Annotated in this window: 1 protein-coding gene; it reads right to left on the minus strand. The window is 63.2% G+C overall.

The window, feature by feature from the left end; all coding sequences use genetic code 11:
- On the minus strand, nucleotides 1-960 hold a 960-nt coding region (locus BLX41_RS36635; protein ID WP_259745393.1), incomplete at both ends, for a penicillin acylase family protein.

Consider the following 960-nt stretch of genomic DNA (forward strand, 5'->3'; position numbering starts at 1 on the left):
CCATGCCCGGCGCTTCGAACACTTTCTTCAACTTGGCCGCCAACAGGGTGGTCTGGTCGTATTGCAGGGCAATCAGGCTGCGGTTGTCCTGCTTGCCGGCCGACAGCCATTGGCCGATGCGCTCGGCCCGCTCCGGCGCCTCCCAGGAGTTGGACAACTGCATGCCGTAACCGCGGGAGATCACCCGCTGATTGGCGGTGGCGATCCAGCCTTGTGCCGGGTCCTGGTCATAAGGGTGGAGCATCGGGTCGGCGTAGCCATCCCAGTCATAGCGTCCGTCCCAACCGGGAGAGGGCAGCAGGCCTTCACCCTCGCGGCGGTTGGGGAAGCGCCCGGTGACCTGCCAGCCGATGTTGCTGGCATCGGCATAGACCATATTCAGGGCAATGGCGCGGATCTCGCGGCTAGCGTCGGAGGCCTTTTCCACATTCTGTGCCCGTGACAGATCGAAGAAAGCATCCAGGCTCTTGTCGTCCTTGAGCTCCGGCATTTGCAGCGCCAGGCCGTAGCCACTGGCCAGGGCATTGTTGGCGTTGATCCCCAGGGTGCTGTTGAGCAGGGGGCCGTGGCGGGTTTCGTACACCGCTTCGCGAATCGGCCGCTGGCCTTTGACGAAGTAGGTCTCGTTGCGAACGATGACCGGCTGCCATTTTCCGTTGTTCTGGTAGTACAGGGCATTGCCCTGGCGCTTGAGCTTTTCCAGGAACAGGTCCTGGTTGTCGCCCATCGCCGAGCTCATGCTCCAGGCCAACTTGCCGTTGAACCCTTGCAGAATGGCCGGTAAACCGGCGATCGAGGCCCCAGCCGCCTGATATTTCGGGGCGCGGATCTGTACGTAGTACCAGGCGCCGATCTGGCTGTCGCTGGCCAGCAGACTGCGACCGCTGCGAGCGCGCTGCGGGGCGACGGCCAGGTTGCTGCCGGCGGTGATACCCAGTGAATTGAGAGCCGACATCTGCT

Source organism: Pseudomonas protegens, from assembly GCF_003732485.1.
Taxonomy (GTDB): domain Bacteria; phylum Pseudomonadota; class Gammaproteobacteria; order Pseudomonadales; family Pseudomonadaceae; genus Aquipseudomonas; species Aquipseudomonas protegens_B.